This is a genomic window from Chloroflexus sp. (genome assembly GCF_034434295.1).
Taxonomy (GTDB): Bacteria; Chloroflexota; Chloroflexia; order Chloroflexales; family Chloroflexaceae; genus Chloroflexus.
The window spans coordinates 48,624-64,258 of sequence record NZ_DAOTZQ010000001.1; the positions used below are offsets into that span (position 1 = coordinate 48,624).

11 protein-coding genes are annotated in these 15,635 nt (G+C 56.4%); 1 reads left to right on the top strand and 10 read right to left on the bottom strand.

Annotation, left to right across the window (positions count from 1 at the left end; all coding sequences use genetic code 11):
- Window positions 1-3: 3 nt before the first annotated feature.
- The 10 genes from coxB to VAE57_RS00245 all read right to left on the bottom strand — a co-directional run bounded on the left by coxB (window position 4) and on the right by VAE57_RS00245 (window position 14,008).
- Complete coding sequence (gene coxB, locus VAE57_RS00200) at window positions 4-996, bottom strand: cytochrome c oxidase subunit II (RefSeq protein WP_322819903.1); 993 nt, start codon at window positions 994-996, stop codon at window positions 4-6.
- Window positions 997-1,042: 46 nt separating this feature from the next.
- On the bottom strand, window positions 1,043-1,882 hold the full coding sequence (locus tag VAE57_RS00205) for an SCO family protein (protein ID WP_322819904.1): 840 nt from the start codon (window positions 1,880-1,882) through the stop codon (window positions 1,043-1,045).
- A gap of 33 nt (window positions 1,883-1,915) precedes the next feature.
- A complete protein-coding gene (locus VAE57_RS00210) occupies window positions 1,916-2,320 on the bottom strand; it encodes a hypothetical protein (RefSeq protein ID WP_322819905.1) in 405 nt (134 codons plus the stop codon).
- 13 nt (window positions 2,321-2,333) lie between these two features.
- Window positions 2,334-2,996 carry a cytochrome c3 family protein gene (locus tag VAE57_RS00215; protein WP_322819906.1) on the bottom strand — a complete coding sequence of 221 codons (663 nt, stop codon included), beginning with the start codon at window positions 2,994-2,996 and terminating at the stop codon, window positions 2,334-2,336.
- A gap of 24 nt (window positions 2,997-3,020) precedes the next feature.
- On the bottom strand, window positions 3,021-3,626 hold the full coding sequence (locus VAE57_RS00220; protein WP_322819907.1) for a cytochrome c: 606 nt from the start codon (window positions 3,624-3,626) through the stop codon (window positions 3,021-3,023).
- A gap of 50 nt (window positions 3,627-3,676) precedes the next feature.
- The gene (locus VAE57_RS00225; protein WP_322819908.1) at window positions 3,677-6,799 is read right to left on the bottom strand and encodes a TAT-variant-translocated molybdopterin oxidoreductase; all 3,123 of its coding nucleotides are present in this window, start codon (window positions 6,797-6,799) and stop codon (window positions 3,677-3,679) included.
- A 391-nt stretch (window positions 6,800-7,190) separates the two neighbouring features.
- Window positions 7,191-8,591, bottom strand: coding sequence for a (Fe-S)-binding protein (locus tag VAE57_RS00230; protein WP_322819909.1), 1,401 nt, complete (start codon window positions 8,589-8,591; stop codon window positions 7,191-7,193).
- Between the two features lie 19 nt (window positions 8,592-8,610).
- The gene (locus tag VAE57_RS00235; protein ID WP_322819910.1) at window positions 8,611-11,244 is read right to left on the bottom strand and encodes an FAD-binding oxidoreductase; all 2,634 of its coding nucleotides are present in this window, start codon (window positions 11,242-11,244) and stop codon (window positions 8,611-8,613) included.
- Between the two features lie 29 nt (window positions 11,245-11,273).
- Window positions 11,274-12,554, bottom strand: coding sequence for an FAD-binding oxidoreductase (locus VAE57_RS00240; protein WP_322819911.1), 1,281 nt, complete (start codon window positions 12,552-12,554; stop codon window positions 11,274-11,276).
- Window positions 12,555-12,559: 5 nt separating this feature from the next.
- Window positions 12,560-14,008 carry an FAD-binding oxidoreductase gene (locus VAE57_RS00245; protein ID WP_322819912.1) on the bottom strand — a complete coding sequence of 483 codons (1,449 nt, stop codon included), beginning with the start codon at window positions 14,006-14,008 and terminating at the stop codon, window positions 12,560-12,562.
- Between the two features lie 598 nt (window positions 14,009-14,606).
- Here VAE57_RS00245 and VAE57_RS00250 point away from each other — a divergent pair.
- On the top strand, window positions 14,607-15,602 hold the full coding sequence (locus VAE57_RS00250) for a small ribosomal subunit Rsm22 family protein (RefSeq protein ID WP_322819913.1): 996 nt from the start codon (window positions 14,607-14,609) through the stop codon (window positions 15,600-15,602).
- Window positions 15,603-15,635 lie beyond the last annotated feature (33 nt).

Sequence of the window (15,635 nt, forward strand, 5' to 3'; positions counted from 1 at the left end):
AGGCTAATTCCCCGTGTCGGCGAGTGACTTAATATACGCAATCAGTTGGTTAAGCTGATCCTCGCTGATCTGACCCTGATACGACGGCATAACCGCAGGATAGCCGGCCACAGTCTTTGCATTCGGATTGAGGATCGACTCACGCAGATAGTTCTCATCAGCCGTGACTGTTGAACCGTCGTTCAGTTGCTCTGTTGCTCCATACAAACCCTGAAGGCTCGGTCCAACACCTCCACCGGCCATCGCGTGGCAGCCGGCACAACCCAGACTGGTGAAGAGTTGGCTACCTGCCGCAGCCATTGGATCGCCAAGATTTGCCGTTATCGTCGGCTGGCCAGTATCAATCGAACCATCAGGTAACACCACCGGCCCAGGGGTCGCCAGCCAGCGTTCGTAATCGGCTAACGGCATTGCGACAACCCGACCGATCATCAGCGAATGTTCGGTACCGCAGTACTCGGCACAGAACAGATGATACTCGCCGGGTTTGGTCGCCTCAAACCACATGATTGTGTAGCGGCCTGGCAACACATCTTGCTTCACGCGGAACGCTGGAATGTAGAAGCTGTGAATCACATCTTGCGATGTCATTATCAGCTTCACAGGCTGGCCGATCGGAACGTGCAGCTCATTATTCTCGCGCTTACCGTTGGGATGCTGTACGTGCCACATCCATTGCTTGCCGATCACATAGACATCCAGAGTGCTTGCCGGCGGCGTTCGCATCTGTACGTACAAAAACGCACCCCAGAAGAAGACCAACATGACCAGCCCCAATGGGATGATTGTCCATGTCAGCTCCAGTTTAAGGTTGGAGTCAACCGGATTACTTCGATCAACCTTCTGACTACGGTGATAACGAACGATCAGATAGAGAATGACAAACGGTAACACCCCGGCAAAAATAAGGCTCAGGGCCACCAGAAAAAAGTAGAGCTGATCAACCTGGGTCGCAAAGGTTGATGCCTGATCGGGAAATAATGGAAAATCGCGCATACCTTCGTCCTGTCCGGGGGCATTGCCGCCCCAGTCGCAACTACCACTAAGCCGGCACCGATTCACGTGGTGGCGGCAAATTACCGCCGGGTGTTGAACGACTCAATGTCACAATCAGCGTAATAATCCCGATCACCGTCAGGACGCCGGCAATCCGAAGGATCGTCATAATTGCCGGAGTGTAACTACCGGTAACCGGATTGTACTGGTAGCACAGCAGCAAAATCTGATCAATCGCACTACCGACCTTACCAGACGATGCTTCGACAATCCCAAGTCGCACATCAGAGGCATTGAACTCAATCCCAAAGAAGTAACGAGCTGTTTTACCTTCTGGAGTCAGCACAACGAATCCGGCTGCGTGCGCGTATTGATCAATGGTTTCGTCATAGACATACCTGAAACCAATGGCATCAGCAACACGCCGGATCTGCTCTTCACTACCGGTGAGAAAATGCCATCCCTGTTCGGCATCGGGCCGGGCATAGCGTTGCAAAGTCAAAGTTTTCACATTGGCCGCCATCATTGGCGTCTCAAGTGGATCAATACTGATGTTGATCACCTGAAAATCACGTCCGGCGGTAAGTGTCACCTGTTGCAGTGCCGCCAGTACCCCTTCGCGCACAAATGAACAGAGCATGGGGCACTCGTAGTAACTCATCACCAGCACGACCGGCTGACCGGAGGTGAAGAACTGCTTCAGGCGAACCTGCTCCCCTTGCTCATCGATAAAGACGGCATCGAGCGGCACCTGTTCGCCCATGCGCTGCTCGAAAGCGACATTATCAGCCGGATTTGGGCGGCCACCCTGCGCTGACACCACTGCGGGTGCCAGCAACAAGATGGCAAACCAACCAATCAGCGTGATGAACGTCCGGCACTTCATGACAACATCTCACGATCTAGTGGTTGACACCGGCTACTTGACGGCATCCAGGCCGTGTTCAAGGATTAATTCCATCGCTCGCTCGATAGGAATATGCGCACGACCGGCTCGTTCATTTACCCAGCCATAACTCTCCAGGCGCTCGGTAGCCTCGGTGATAATCCGATTACCATCAACGCGCGGATTTTGTTCGAGTTGTGGCGCTGGTGGTAACTGCATCTGCGATACCTCGCTATTCGAGAGAGTATTGCTGGCATCGGTCACCGAACCGGCAGTAATAGCCAGAACCCCCGCCATCAGGCCAAAGGCCAGCAGCAGTACAACACCAACCATGACCACGCCCCAAACAACGAGCTGAGCGCGAGCATCACTCACTTCATGATTGAGCGCCAGACTCTCGGCGGAAGGACCTTCACTTTGGGCATGAGCGTGACTCATAGGACTATCTCCTCTAGCGATGGCACACGAAACAGTTGGTGAGACGGCCATCGGTGGGAATCTGATACTCGATCACCAGTTGTCGCCGTTCGGCCAGTGACAGCGCATTCACATCCCACTCCATATTGAAGACCTCTTCGCGGGGGCGAATGTAGTCTTCCGGCGCCCGGTGACACCCAAGACACCAACCCATGTAAAGTGGTTGGGCTTTAGCTGCCAACTGTTGCTGATCGATTCGTCCGTGGCACGAACTACAACCAATACCCTTGGCAACGTGTACCGAGTGGTTGAAGTAGACAAAATCGGGTAGGTCGTAGATTCGGTTCCAGACCACTGGCTTGCCAGTCTGATAACTATCGCGCACCACCTGCAGCAAGGGGCTGGTTGTCCAGACCTGCGAATGGCACGACATACAGGTTTCGGTTGCTGGGAAACCAGCCGTGGCTGCCTTTTCGACGGTTGCGTGACAATAGCGACAATCGATCTTTAGTTCGCTAACGTGGTGTTTGTGGCTGAAGGGAACCGGCTGGGCTTTGGCAACTCCTACATCAGTATACCATGGAGAGAGGTAGAAGCCGACCATCGCCGCGATGATTCCGATCACCAACAGCACCAGGCCGAAGAGACTGGCCAAAAATATCGCATTTGCATTACGCGGAAAGATTTGAGCAGACATACGTCACGTCTCTCGCTCTCTAGCCTAGCGGCCGGCTCGTACTTGCTCTAGCTCAGCCTCACTCAACAGGGCAACATCGGCATTTTGGCTTAATTGCAGCGCACGTACATATGCTGCAATTGCCCAACGATCTTCGGGTGGAATACGTGCAGCATAGCTGTACATCCTGCCGACACCGTTGGTGATCACGTCGAAGAAATAGCCTATCTGCACAGTACGCAGTCGATCTTGATGCAGACTCGGCACTGTTATCGGCCCACGATAGGCAATCACTCCTTGACCATCACCGACCAGACCGTGGCACGGAGCGCAGAAGGCATTGTAGCGTGATTGACCATGCGCAAGTAGGGCAGCATCTAGTTTGATCTCTGGTGGCAACTGATCGGCCAATTGCCCTTCGATCCGTCCGGTCATCAGAGGCGACTCGGGATTATAACTATTGAGCGGTACAGTATTGGCCGGCGGCGGCTGCATCGCCCGGCCGTCAGAAAAGAAGGTGCTGACATCGTTTGGCTTGTACTTGGGTTGGTCGTACATATCAACGTGACACGCCACCAACAGAAAGCAGAGTGGCAGCCACGCCAACCGTATCAGCCGGGTCAGGATTGATTTACGAACAGAGTACACCATACGCCAATACTCGCTTCTAGTGCTGGCCAGATATACTGGCCAGCTTGCTGCTACCCTGCATGACTCCCGCCATCGAGTGCCTCGCTGGGATTACGTACCCGTGCCAGATAGCTCGTGCGCGGCTTGAGATTCAGCTCATCGAAGACGGTATAGTTGTGTGGCTGCTGCTTGATCTGAGCCACCTGACTATTCGGATCGTTGATGTTACCGAAAACAATCGCCTGGGTTGGGCAGACCTGCTGACAGGCGGTGACAACCTCGCCATCACGGATTGGCCGATTACCTTCGACCTTCGCCCTGATGCGTGCTGCACTGATCCGCTGCACACAGTAACTGCACTTCTCCATCACACCCCGATTACGGACTGTCACATCGGGATTGCGCATCAGCTTCAATTTTTCACTGGTCAGATCGCTGTACTGCAAGAAGTTGAACCGACGCACCTTGAAGGGGCAGTTGTTCGAGCAGTACTTCGTACCGACACAGCGGTTGTAGACCATGTTGTTGATGCCCTCAGCATCGTGCACTGTCGCTGCAACTGGACAGACTAGCTCACAGGGAGCCTGCTCACAATGCGCACAGGTCATCGGCATCAGGTAGGCTTCTGGATTGTCGAGATCTTCGCCAGCGTAGTAGCGATCAATCCTGATCCAGTGCATTTCACGACCACGCGAGACCTGATCCTTACCGACAATCGGGATGTTGTTTTCAGCCTGACAGGCAATCACACAGGCATTGCAGCCGATACACGCCGACAGGTCGATGACCATGCCCCACTGGTTACCAACGCTGTAGTCGTAGCCAGGAAGTGATCCGGGCATCAATGACTGATACTGTGGCTTCTGCTCAGGTGAACCGTACTTTTCAGTGTAGACCTCTTTGGCAATATATTTCGGGTCTTCCTTAAAGCGGGCAAATTCACCGGCACGTACCACATCACGCCCTTCCAGCGTCCAGTGATCCTGGGTGCTGACCAGCAGGTAGCGTTCATTGGTCGCTGTTGCACTCACACCGCCGATCAGCCAGGGGGTAGCACTCACGCGCAGACGATAGACGTTAAACCCGGCACCGGCGGCTACCCGACCACCACGCTCGCGGCCATAACCAAGGGTTACTGTGATCGTGTCATCGGCATGGCCCGGCACAATCCAGATCGGGAGGGACAGGGTACCAACCGGTGTTGTCACATCGATCATGCGACCATTTTCACTGGCCAGACGTTCCAGCGCCTGCTCACGCGCCCGCCCCGGCGCAGCCAGACTGGCCGGGTCGAAGGGTAGATTGAGCAGGCGAATTGCAGTCCGTGGACTGACAAGGGCCGCATTATCCCATGTCAGCTTCGTCATCGGACGTGGCAACTCTTGCAGCCAGCCATTGTTGGCGAAGCGACCATCCCAAATCGCCGGATCGGGACGGAATATCAACTCAAGCCCTGTTGAAGGTGCCGGTGCTTCCAGGCGCAGACCACTCACCAGCGCAACCTGCACAGGGGCGAAGCGCGAACCTTCGATCACGCCTGTGCTCAGAGCACGCTTGAAGAAATCGTCAAAAGCCGCATCTTCAAGGCCAGTCTGCTGCTGCCAGTAAGCACGCACGATGTCGTAATCGGTCACTCCAATAGTACCATTCAACACTGCCAGCAGCTCGTGTGCCGAGCGCGAACGGTACAACGGACGGATCAGTGGCTGAACGATGCTCGCTGTACCATCATAGGCACGTGCATCCGACCACGACTCGAGAGGATGGGTCAGCGGAATAAACCAGGTCGCCAGCACTGCTGTCTCATCTTCGTAGGGATTCAGTACCACGACCTGTTTAGCCTGGCGCATTGCCTCAGCAAAACCCAGGTCTGCCGGCGCGGTGAAGACGGGGTTGCTGTCAATGATCACCAGCAACTCGACGCTCCCGGTGCGCAGATCGTTAACCAGGGTTACCAGATCCTGCGGATCACTCGGCTGGGCTACCGGCTCGGTGTACTCCACCGTCGTCCCAACGGCACCGAGCTGAAGATTGATGGCGTGGGCAATCGCGTGCACAACTGGTGGCTGCGCTTCACCAACCACCACCACCGCCCGATTGCCAGCCCGGCGCAGATCGGCCACCACCGCAGCAACCCACTGCTGCTGAGCTTCGTTCAGACCGGTCGCCGGCGCAACTGCAGTTACGCCCAACTGCGTCGCGATAGCGGCTGCCAGTTGGCCAACCATACCGGCAGGTACGGCCAAGCGGTGATCGGCAATCGCACCGGTCGGTGAGAAGACCGGTTCAGCGACGTACAACCGACTCATCGTAGAGGTCTCCGCCCGCACTCGTCGCCGTTGCATCAGATCGCGAGCGTAGCGCACACGACCGGGGCCTTCGCTGACAAAATCGGCGTCCAACGCCAGCACTACATCAGCCTCGGCAAAGTTATAGCGCGGCTCATACGGCGACCCAAACGCCAACCTGGTTCCGGCATAGGTATTGCTACGTCCAACCGGATCGTACTGAATCCAGCGTGCCGCCGGGAAATTGGTCAGCAGCTCGTTGATCTGAGCACGGAGCGTCGGCGAGGTGATCGTCGGGGTCAATAGCCGCAGACCCTGTCCCTGCAACGCACGTTGCGCCTGCAAGGTCTCGGTAATCGCACCAACGAACGTCTCCCAGGGTCTGGTCAGACCACCACGATACACTGTCTCAGGCCGGTCGGGATCGTACAATGCTAGCAACTCGGCCTGCGCAAACGCATCGGTTGCACCAAGGCTGGCCGGATGCACAGGGTTGCCTTCGATTTTGGTAGGACGCCCCTCGTGGCTCTTGACCGTCACACCAAGAGCAAACCCGTCGAGCATCACAGCGGTCGCGTAGTAATTTGGAATACCGGGAATTTGATCACGCGGTGCACGGGCAAAGGGAGCAACCTGCTCTTGCGGCTGTTTGAAGGCAAAGGTACAGCCAGAGAGGCCAGCAAGCGCCAACGACGCCCCCATCAGCTTGAGGAATGTCCGACGAGAAACCGGATCAGCCAGTTCACTCGCTCCCTGTGGAAATTCACGAGCAACCAGCTCTCGAAAGGCTGGCGTATCGACCAGTTGATCGAGTGAACGCCAGAACTGTTTGCCACGCGCCTGCTGTAGTTGGGCGCGAACGGCCTCGATCTCGGGTTCGGCAGGGTGAAGGTTCATCTCACTCATTTGCGTGGCCAGACTAGATACGTAGCGGATCCAATTCCGCCCTCAAACTTGTGAATTCAGGCACATTTAACCGATCCGAATTATAACAGAAAGCTACGCTGTCAATACCGTATCTTCATACCTTCTGCATCCAGGTTTGGTATCCGCCAGGAATAGCGGAAAACTCAACACTTTTCGGTCAAGATATTCGCCAGAGGATTGACAGTAGTCGTAGCCAACGAAATGCCGGCATCGTGGCCAGCTGCGGCGCGATCTTTGTGCCTGTTAGTGCAATTATAGTAGCATACTTTGCGGAAAGTGCGCAACATGAACAAGCCCTGTGCAGATCATCTGTTGACACAATGACTGCACAGGGTTGTGAGAAATCTCTGATAATCACTGATAGCTGTTGTCAGGATGAGGCTGCAAATACTCGATACGATTCATCAAGCAATTCGATAATATAACGCACCTGGACATCTTTGCCCCGGCGGCGCAGTTCACCAGCCAGTTGGAGAGCACAGCCGGGGTTGGCGGTGGCAATAATCTCGGCACCGGTCGTGAGCGCGTTGTCGATTTTGCGTGCACCCAGGCTCATTGCCATGTCGGGCTGGGTGACATTGTAGATACCGGCACTTCCACAACACAATGACGACTCCGGCATCTCTTTCAGGGTCAAGCCAGGAATTGCCGTGAGTAATACCCGCGGCGGCGCACTGATTCGTTGGGCATGCACCAGATGGCACGGCTCCTGATAGGTGACGGTGATGTTGAGCCGCCCCAAGACGCTGCGATTGAAGTCGATACCGGCGAGAAATTCGTGAACATCTTTCACTTTAGCGCTGAACCGTTCGGCGCGTTCCCGCCACGCCGGATCGTCGTGCAAGAGGTGTCCATACTCTTTGAGTGTGCTACCGCAGCCGGCAGCATTGACGATAATCGCATCGACGCCCAGCCCTTCAAACGCGGCAATATTGCGCCGGGCCAGCTCACGCCCACCGTCGAGATCGCCCCCATGCGTATGTAGCGCCCCACAACACCCCTGATCTGGCGGCAGAATAACCTCACAACCGTTCTTGCGCAGTACCCGAATTGTTGCTTCGTGCACGTGGGCAAAGGCAGTGCTCATAATGCAGCCAGTAAGCAGGGCCACACTATAGCGACGTTCGCCCTCAGCGGGAAAAATCTGACCCTTCGGCACGCTGTAATGCGCACTGATCGGGGGCAGCATTGCTTCGGTATCAGCCAGACCAAGCAGCTTGAGGAGACCACTCTTGCGGGCCAGCCACTGGATACCACTGCGCTGGTAGAGACGCATCGTGGTCGAGAAGAGGCGAAATAGCTCCATGCGCTTGAACAGTAACCCGAAGACGGCACCGCGCAAGGCACGCTGCCAGAGTGGCCGCGGCGGCAATTTCGGTTCAGGTGCACCGGGTGTGGCCGGTGGCCCGGCGTTACCGGCTCGCGCCTGCTCGATCTGTGCCCGGCTGGCCTCGAGAATAGCGCCGTACTGCACCCCCGACGGACAAACTGCCTCGCACGCCCGGCAATTCAGACAGAGGCTCATCTGCTCTTGAAACACTTCACTGGCGAGGCTGATGCGCCCTTCATCAACGGCTTTCATCAGGTAAATACGACCGCGTGGCGAAGCCATTTCCAGCCCGGTTTCGCGGTACGTGGGACACGACGACAGACACAAACCGCAGTGAACGCAGGTATTGATGATGTCAGAACTGGGTTTATCTTTGGCGCTAAAGCCGATGAGTGGAATTGTCGGCTGCGCCGATGATGGCGAAGATTGAGTGACAGTCACAGGTGATTCTCCTCTTGGCTTATACACGGGTATCGCTAAACCAGAATGCCGCTGGATTCATGTGGTTGTGCGGATCAATCGCTACCTTGAGCGCCTGCATGCGACTGAGAGCTGCCGGTGGCTGCCCCCATACGGATGCCTGGGGAACGAACATCGGTGGCGCCGCCAGTATGCGGGTGTGTGGGAAGGCAGCGACCAGGTCGGCGTGAAAGGCAGCAATTGAGGTGAAATCGCCGGTTGTTTGGATGTAGATGATTCCGGACAACGCATGCGCCGTTATCTCAATCGCAACCTGGTGCCGGGCTGCACGCTGCGTGATAGTCTGGATCGCAGTTGCACATTGGGCCGGCCAGACACCCACTCGTAGCAAGACGCTGTTGGCTATTGGCGCATAACGGGTGACTGTCTGTTGCCAGAAAGACATCTCATCAACGTCCCGTAACACTCTCACAGACGCATCGTGCCGGTGAGCCAGCGCGGTCGCTTCGCGCATGTGACGTTCAACCGCTGCTGGATGACCTTCGGCACGCATTGCAACCACAATGGCCTGCCTATCAGCCAGATATTCAACGGCTGTCGGCAGGAGACGACTAGCCGCCAGATGATCGATCAATGCCCAGGCTGAGATTGGCGTGGGCAGATGAGCAAGCAAGGTTGCACTCGCCGGTGGCTGTGGAAACACCTTCAGCGCTACTGCTGTAATCAGACCAAGCGTACCGGCACTACCAACGTAGAGCTTCACCAGATCGTAGCCGGTCACGTTCTTGACCACCTGTGCACCAAGACGTACCGGTGTGCCGTCGGGTTCAATCACATCGAGGGCCAACACCCAATCACGGAACGAGCCATAGCCCAGGCGTCGTGGCCCATCAACAGCGGTAGCGACCAGACTGCCTAAACTCCGCTGGGCATCGGCCACATCGAGGGGGATCATCTGACGATGTGGCGCAAGTAAGCTCTGCAATTCGGCCAGCGTGGTACCGGCGGCAACTTTGATGGTCAGGTCGTCCGGTTCGTAGACGAGCGCACCACGCCAGTGCTGCGTCGAGACGGTCACAGCGGTGGGTGATCGTGCGGTACAACCACCGGTTGGCACAACGGGAAGACCGGCGTGATGGCAGGCCCGCAGCAATTCGGCAGCAGCATCTGGTGTTGCTGGCGCGATGCACGACCCAGGGGCAGGAGCTGACGTCACACTCGCCGGATCGCGCTGTTGCAGCCGCATCGCCCGAGCCGCAGCCAGATCAGCCGGTGGCATATCGGATGGAAAGATTTTAGCCGGATTGAAGCAACCGGTCGGGTTAAAGACCTGATGAATCGTGGCGTGCAATTGCAATTCAGCAGGTGAAAAGAAACGGGGCAGATATTCACCCTTTTCCAGGCCAATCCCATGCTCACCGCTGACCACACCACCGTGCTCGATACTCAACTCGAGAACTCCGGCAGCAATTGCGTGTGCGCGCTGACGTTGATCAGGATCACGAGGATCGTACAGCACCAGTGGGTGCAAATTACCATCGCCGGCGTGGAAGACGTTACATACTTCCATACCGTATTCGGCTCGTAAACGCTCAACGTGTTCCATCATCAGCGGTAATCTGGTACGCGGTACCACGGTATCAACCAGATAATAAGCCGGTGCCAGCCGACCAATTGCCCCAGCCACCGATTTGCGCACCATCCAGACCCTGGCCTGAGTCGCCGGATCACGAGCTGGACGGATGTCGAAAGCGCCATGATGGCGACAGATGGCAATAATCTGATCCAGTTGGTCATCGAGACCGTCTTGAACGCCATCGACCTCAATAATCAGGGCTGTTGTACCGGTCGTTTCAGGTAACCCCAGAGCATACGCACTGTTCACTGCCCGAATTGCATTGTGATCCATGACTTCGAGCGAAGTAGGCAGCGAACCAGACGCAATCACAGCGCTCACTGCCGCCGCTGCAGCAACAACCGTCGGAAAGAGGGCTAACACGACACGCACCGCTTCAGGGAGTGGCGTTAGCCGCACAATCGCCGCCGTGACAACCCCCAACGTTCCTTCACTTCCAACAATCAGACCGGTCAAGTCATACCCGACCGGATCGATCACCCCATCACCTGTCCAGTAACGCTGACCGGTATGATCAACCACCTCAACGGCGAGCACGTGATTGCTGGTTACCCCATACTTCAGGCAATGTGGGCCGCCGGCGTTGGTTGCAATATTGCCGCCAATCGTGCTAGCACGCTGCGATGAGGGATCGGGAGCAAACTGATAGCCAAGGGGGGCAAGATAGGCATTCAAGTCGGCGTTTACCACACCGGGCTGAACAACGGCCAGCCGTGAACGAACATCAACGGTCGTGATGTCGGTCATGCGAGCGGTACTGATCAGCAGGCCACCACAGAGAGGCACAGCTCCGCCTGCAATACCCGTACCGGCACCACGCGCTACCACGACCAACCCTTCACGAACGGCCAAACGCACCGCAGTCGCGACCTGACCGGCATCTTTCGGTAGCACTACAAGCTGTGGCGGATGGGAGACAATCATGCTGCCGTCGGAGTCGTAGGTCAGCAATGCCTCCGGCGCAGTCACTACGGCATCAGCGCCAAGGACAGCTCGCAACTCGGCAACAAGTTTATCCGGCACGACAACCGGGGTCACGGTATACTGCTCCTTTGCCTGCATGGCCATCAGACCACAAAACGACCGGGATTCAGGAGATGTTCGGGATCGAATTCTTGCTTGATACGCTGCATCAGATCAAGATTCGCGAGCTGTGCGCCAAACACCGGCACCTCAACCACGAGGACTGCTGGCGCCGCCATGATCGTTGTCTGCGGGGCAGCCGGCAGGATGGCAGCATGCCACTCGCGCAACTGATCTACATCACCACGCACTCGCAGATAGGCAACCCCATTCAAAGCCCTGATCGACCCCTGTAACGGTACATTCAGGCGTTGTGCTGCCGTGCGCACCGTACCCAGGACGGACGACATCGTGGCGGGTAAACAGGTAATGCGGACAACCAGCTCATCTTCCGCAACCGTTGTCGTCTGCGGAATATCGTTGATCGCCGTCCAGAGACTACTATGCGCTTCATCGCGTAGCACTTCACTCCGAAGCCCAGCCTGCGTCGCGAACGAGGTTACATCGCGCAAGTGGCGTTCAACTGCGGCTGGTAAGCCCTCGCTGCGCACGGCCAGTGCGAACGTTGCGCCGGTCAGTTCAACGCCTTCAAGGTATTCCACCGCCACCGGTGTCAGTTGACTGGCAGCAATAGCATTGACCACCTTCCACAATGGTTCAGGGCTTGTGGCACGGCATAGCATACTGGCAGCCGCTCGCGGTTGGGGGATCAGCTTGAAGTTCGCGGAAGCGATAATTGCCAGCGTCCCAAAGCCGCCGAGGTAGAGCTTCATCATATCGAAGCCACTGACATTCTTGACCACCATCCCGCCGGCTTTCGAGATACGACCGGTCGCCTCGACAACCCGAATCCCGATCAACAGATCGCGCACCGAGCCGTAGCCCAACCGACGCGGGCCATCCATTGCTGTAGCCAGCAACCCACCAATCGTCGCTCGTTCAGGTAGTGGTGCATCAATAGGCAACATCTGACCGTTGGCCGCCAGCGCAGTGCTGAGTGCACCCAGCGTCATCCCGGCTTCAACTGAAATAGTTAGATCGTCGGGTGTATAGTCCAGAATACGGCTCAAACGATTGGTAAGTACAACCGCAAAAGGACGGGCAGGCGGACGGCCCCACATCTGCTGCGTACCACCACCCCACGGCACAATCGCCACCCGCTCCGCTGCCAGGCGAGCGATTGTCTGTGCTAATTCCTCAAGCGAGCCGGGGGCAACCGTTAGTAATGGCGATTGACCGTAGATTGCGTACCCAGTGGGATGATCAACTACGTATTGTTCACCAACCAGCGCTGTCAGATCAGCCAGCAATGATCCGTCATTCATCTGCGTTAACTCGACTTCAAAGCACTCCAGGCCACACCCGAACGTCGCAACGCTGCCAGTTCACCACAACCACGGCCTTTTGGAAACACCTTGCCGGGATTAAACAAATCATGCGGGTCGAAACTCTGATGCAGGCCGGCCATCGCAGCCAGATCATCGGTCGAGAAGAGCAGCGTCATATAATCCTGCTTTTCGACCCCAATCCCATGCTCGCCACTGATTACCCCGCCAAGATCAATACTCACCTGCATCACACTGGTCGCTGCCTCCAGCGCACGCTGATTCTGTGAGCGGTCACGGCGATCAAAGAGAATAATAGGATGGAGATTGCCATCACCGGCATGAAAGACATTGGCAATCGGCAGCCGGAATTCGCGTGAAATGCGACCCACTTCGTCCATGGTTTGAGGCAGTTTCGTGCGCGGCACGACCGTATCAACCAGATAATAGGTTGGCGCGAGACGTCCCATTGCGCCAAAGGCATTCTTGCGCGCAGCCCAGACCTGGTTCTGTTCAGCTAGAGTACGGGCCGGACGCACATCAATTGCTCCGTTGCGCCAACAAATCGCTGTAATATCGTTTAACAACTCATCAAGGCCGTCTTCGACACCATCCACCTCAATCAGCAGAGCAGCACCGGCAGCTTCGGGTAAACCCAGCCGGTACATATCATTCACTGCTTTAATCGCCAGGCGATCCATAATTTCGAGCGCTGCCGGTAGTAAACCACTGGCAATTACCTGCGAAACGGTATTCGAGGCACCGGCAATGTCAGGGAACAGAGCGAGCACAACTCGCACCGCTTCGGGCAGGCGAGTGAGTCGCAACCATGCGGCAGTGACAAAACCGATAGTACCTTCCGAACCGGTGATTACACCGGTCAGATCGTAACCGGGGGTATGCGCACTGCCGTCCCCCGTCCAGACAATCGAGCCATCGGGCAACACAACCTGCACAGCCAATACATGGCTGGCCGTAATCCCGTATTTCAGGCAGTGCGGCCCACCCGAATTATTGGCAATATTCCCACCAATCGTACAGGCTTTCTGAGAAGAGGGATCGGGAGCAAATTGATAGCCGAACGGCTTCAGATACTGCGACAACTCCCAGTTAATCACACCAGGCTGACAGAGCACGCGCCCATTGGCAGTATCAACCTGCAAAATCTTGTCCATGCGAGCGGTGGAGATAACGATGCCACCCTGCATTGGTGTAGCACCACCGGCCAGACCGGTACCGGCACCACGGGGCACAATCGGCATGCCAGCCCGCGCAGCCAGCCGGACAATCGCCGCCACCTGCTCGGCGCTGGTTGGCAAAGTCACTACATGCGGCTCGTGCGTATCCATCACACAGCCATCGGCGTCGTAGGTAAGCAATGCATCAGGGTTAGCCACAACACCGCGTGGGCCGAGGATACGCTCAAGCTCTGCGATTAGTTCAGCACGGTTCATTCCGCACTCCTGCGGCCAGCCGGGCCGCACCCTGTGGGGTTGTAATAGGAAATACTTTCAAAAGTAACTGATTATGTATGTAGTATACCATAAATGCGGTCTGACACCAGAGATCGCCAATAGGTCGTGGGAAGTCCAGCCTACCGCTTCCTTCCCAACATACCTTCAGGACAGGCAGCATATTTTGACTAACGCAACTTCTGCTTCATCAGGAAGACCAATCGGGGGTGAGGGCATGTAGGGCATCTCTAAGACCTGTTTGCTGAGTACGCTCCCATATTCTATTTACCATTAGCAGTGGCGTGATAGTGCAAAACGTTTAGAGTATGCGCAAAGTTCTACCCATCAATCAGCCTCGGCCCAGCGGCATTGCCATCTGCACTCCGGCCTCTGGTCACGGATGAACGGATCGCTTGTTAATCACCACCTCTCATCATTGGTATAATGCAGCACGTGCTGTGCAGAGCGTGCGGATGTATCATTGTCGTCCGTTTGTACCTTCGTCATTGGTTTGGAATAGAGATGAGTTCAATCCAGGCCCGGTGAAAAATATTTCGCTTCTGGATAGGGTTGGCCTGACCGATAGCACTGGAAGATTATGCAACTACCGACAACTCTGCAGAACGCACTGGAGCGAATGATCGCCTCGCAACCAGCTTCGGCACTTGAGCGGGCTGCGCTACAACTATCGGCCCGCTATCGCGAGACGGGTGCCGGAGCGCCGGTCATTGCCACAACACTTGAGGCAGTAGCCTACGCGGCGTGGCGCATGCCGGCCACCTACGCTGCCCTGCGTGCTGTTTTCCGCCGATTAGCCGAAGTGCAGCCCGATTTTACGCCCAGACGGATGCTTGACATTGGTGCTGGCAGCGGTGCTGCGATCTGGGCCGCGACCGAACAATGGCCTTCCCTGCAACAGGTGGTAGCAATCGAACGGCAACCGGCGATGGCGCGGATTGGTAAACAACTCACAGCCAATGCCGACCTCCCCACTATCGTGTGGCAACAGCAGGATGTGCTGAGCATGGATCACCTGGCCGAAAGTGATCTGGTAGTTACCGGATATGTCTACGGCGAAATCGAACCAACAGCCCGTACCCTTGTGCTGAGCCGACTGTGGAAGGCTGCTGGTGGCGCATTGGTATTGGTTGAACCGGGAACACCGACCGGCCACACAACCATCTTGCACGCACGTAGCGAGCTGCTCAAACGGAATGCTCATCTGCTGGCGCCATGTCCGCACACCGCATCCTGTCCATTGGCTGAGGGACAGGATTGGTGCCATTTCGCACAACGCATTGCCCGACCGGCGTTTCTTCGTCGGTTAAAAGCCGCCGAAGCACCGTTTGAAGATGAGAAATTTGCGTACCTGATCGCATCGCGCCATGAGGGCAAGCCAATTGACGGGCGAATCGTCCGCCATCCGATCATTCACAGTGGGCGGAAAGAACTCCAGGTGTGTACAGAGCGGGGACTGCAAGTGATGACCATCACCCGCAGTCAAAAAACACTCTGGCGCCAGGCCCGTGACAGTGGTTGGGGCGATCCCTGGACAGACAATCCCACCACGGGTGGAAGCGATCACGAAGACTGAGGTGATATAATAGTAGACACCCGGTGCGATCTG

Bases quoted from the DNA above. Each gene is read 5' to 3' on its own strand.
- VAE57_RS00215 (WP_322819906.1), bottom strand. From the start codon at position 2,996: ATGTCTGCTCAAATCTTTCCGCGTAATGCAAATGCGATATTTTTGGCC.
- VAE57_RS00245 (WP_322819912.1), bottom strand. From the start codon at position 14,008: ATGAACCGTGCTGAACTAATCGCAGAGCTTGAGCGTATCCTCGGCCCA.
- VAE57_RS00205 (WP_322819904.1), bottom strand. From the start codon at position 1,882: ATGAAGTGCCGGACGTTCATCACGCTGATTGGTTGGTTTGCCATCTTG.
- coxB (WP_322819903.1), bottom strand. From the start codon at position 996: ATGCGCGATTTTCCATTATTTCCCGATCAGGCATCAACCTTTGCGACC.
- VAE57_RS00220 (WP_322819907.1), bottom strand. From the start codon at position 3,626: ATGGTGTACTCTGTTCGTAAATCAATCCTGACCCGGCTGATACGGTTG.
- VAE57_RS00250 (WP_322819913.1), top strand. From the start codon at position 14,607: ATGCAACTACCGACAACTCTGCAGAACGCACTGGAGCGAATGATCGCC.
- VAE57_RS00240 (WP_322819911.1), bottom strand. From the start codon at position 12,554: ATGAATGACGGATCATTGCTGGCTGATCTGACAGCGCTGGTTGGTGAA.
- VAE57_RS00225 (WP_322819908.1), bottom strand. From the start codon at position 6,799: ATGAGTGAGATGAACCTTCACCCTGCCGAACCCGAGATCGAGGCCGTT.
- VAE57_RS00210 (WP_322819905.1), bottom strand. From the start codon at position 2,320: ATGAGTCACGCTCATGCCCAAAGTGAAGGTCCTTCCGCCGAGAGTCTG.